At 64.7% G+C, this 1704-nt stretch carries 4 protein-coding genes; all 4 read right to left on the bottom strand.

Features of this window, described 5'->3' with window-relative positions; translation table 11 throughout:
- Positions 1-61 precede the first annotated feature (61 nt).
- Positions 62-409 (bottom strand): hypothetical protein, encoded by a 348-nt coding sequence (locus tag ABU113_RS17135; protein ID WP_454560664.1) that lies wholly within the window; start codon positions 407-409, stop codon positions 62-64.
- 92 nt (positions 410-501) lie between these two features.
- A complete protein-coding gene (locus ABU113_RS17140; RefSeq protein WP_454560665.1) occupies positions 502-651 on the bottom strand; it encodes a hypothetical protein in 150 nt (49 codons plus the stop codon).
- Positions 652-670: 19 nt separating this feature from the next.
- Positions 671-862, bottom strand: a complete 192-nt coding sequence (locus ABU113_RS17145; protein ID WP_454560666.1) for a hypothetical protein — start codon at positions 860-862, stop codon at positions 671-673.
- Positions 846-1704 (bottom strand): FGGY family carbohydrate kinase (locus ABU113_RS17150; RefSeq protein WP_454560667.1); only part of this gene is annotated, 859 nt, incomplete at its 5' end. The genes ABU113_RS17145 and ABU113_RS17150, both read right to left, overlap by 17 nt.

Below are 1704 nucleotides of genomic sequence, written 5' to 3' on the forward strand. Positions count from 1 at the left end.
GCGTGCCGCCGCTTGACCAACGCCAAACCATAGTGCGAATAGATACCAACGATCAGGTGCTCTACCTGCGCGCGATCAAATCGGAACGCTGCGCGGCATCAGATCGGAATACATGCGCGCGATCATCGGAATCCGCATCATAGGACCAGGCGAGGCCGAGCCGACCGACGGTCGATGGATTGATCTGATCCAGCGGGCTGAAACGCTGTTCAGCGTATGTCCGGCCATGACTGAGCCACACGCCCGGTTCCGCCTCGGCGCGTTCAAGCCGCTCGGTACTGACCGCGGGCTTGGCGCCCGCCCCCACCAGCCCAGCCTGCTCCAGGGGTTCACGGCTGGCGTCGCAGGCGGACAGGGCCGCCATAAGCAACAGACCGCCGGCGACTCTCCGGAAAACACCTTGAAGCATCACACCCTCCGCACGCCTGGCACACTGGTACAGCGCCAGAGCCTAACGATGCTGCAACGCAGCACAAGCGCCCTGCGGAGAGGACAGGCGCCTCAGTTGTTCTGCAAGTTCGCCTTTTGAGATTTGGCGAGCCGTTCTTCCTCGACGACCTGCTGCAAGGTGGGAATGAAGGCCTCAGCGACGATGAGGATCGCGATCAGCCCCAGCAGGGCGGCAACGAAAGACTTAACGAGAATCCCCATGGTGCGGCCTTCCTGATCGTTAAAAGACAGATGCGCCGGACGGCCTTGCCAGCAGGTAAACGTTGCCCAGAATCACCAGGCCCGCGACGACCATCAGGACGCCCCGCCGGCGCTCCGCTGGATGACGCAGCACCAGATAGCCGCCACCACCAATCAGCAGAAAAGACAGCAACACGACAAGCGACAGGCCGATCTCAAGCAGGTTGGTCATTCCCGATCTCTCCCGCGAACGTCTGTGCCACGGCCTGTCGCCATCCAGCAAGCCTGTGATGCCGCGTCGAGGCATCCAGCAGCGGATGGAAGGCACGATCAAGCCGCCACAGCCGGCTGACGTCCTCGATCGACCCCAGCAGCCCGGCACCCACCGCCGCCAGCGCCGCCGCGCCGAGGGCGGTGGTCTCGGTAACCTGGGGCCGCTCCACGGTCATATCCAGCATGTCCGCCAGATCCTGCGCCATCCAGTCGTTGACCGCCATGCCGCCATCAATACGCAGGCCCGCCGGTTCCACGCCGTCGGCCCGGAACGCCTCCAGCAGATCGGCGGTCTGATAGCTCATGGCTTCCAGGCAGGCCCGTACAATATGGGCGCGCGTCGTGCCGAAGGTCAGTCCGGTCAGCAGCCCCCGTACCGATGGCCGCCAGTGCGGCGCGCCAAGACCGACAAAGGCCGGCACCAGATAAACGCCCTCGGTGGACGTCACCGAGCGCGCCAGCGCCTCCGTCTCGCCGGCGGCCAGCACCAGGCCGACCTTGTCGCGCAACCACTGGACGGCGCTGCCGGCGACAAAAATACTGCCTTCCAGGGCGTAACACGGCTGCCCGTTAATCCGCCAGGCGACCGTCGACAACAGCCGGTTGGCCGACAGGACAGGACGGGCACCGACGTGCGCCAGCACGAAGCAGCCCGTCCCGTACGTGGCCTTGATGTTAGCGTCCGCGCTCGTGGTGTAATTTCCGGTGTAGGCGATGGTGTATTCCGGGGTGGGGCATGCCCCACCCCGGAATGCGGCGTCGCTGGTGGCCACCGGGTTCATCGTTATGGTGGAGTTTGCA

It is taken from the genome of Parapedomonas caeni (assembly GCF_041060555.1).
Taxonomy (GTDB): Bacteria; Pseudomonadota; Alphaproteobacteria; order Sphingomonadales; family Sphingomonadaceae; genus CAUJIW01.

Bases quoted from the DNA above. Each gene is read 5' to 3' on its own strand.
- ABU113_RS17135 (WP_454560664.1), bottom strand. From the start codon at position 409: ATGCTTCAAGGTGTTTTCCGGAGAGTCGCCGGCGGTCTGTTGCTTATG.
- ABU113_RS17140 (WP_454560665.1), bottom strand. From the start codon at position 651: ATGGGGATTCTCGTTAAGTCTTTCGTTGCCGCCCTGCTGGGGCTGATC.
- ABU113_RS17145 (WP_454560666.1), bottom strand. From the start codon at position 862: ATGACCAACCTGCTTGAGATCGGCCTGTCGCTTGTCGTGTTGCTGTCT.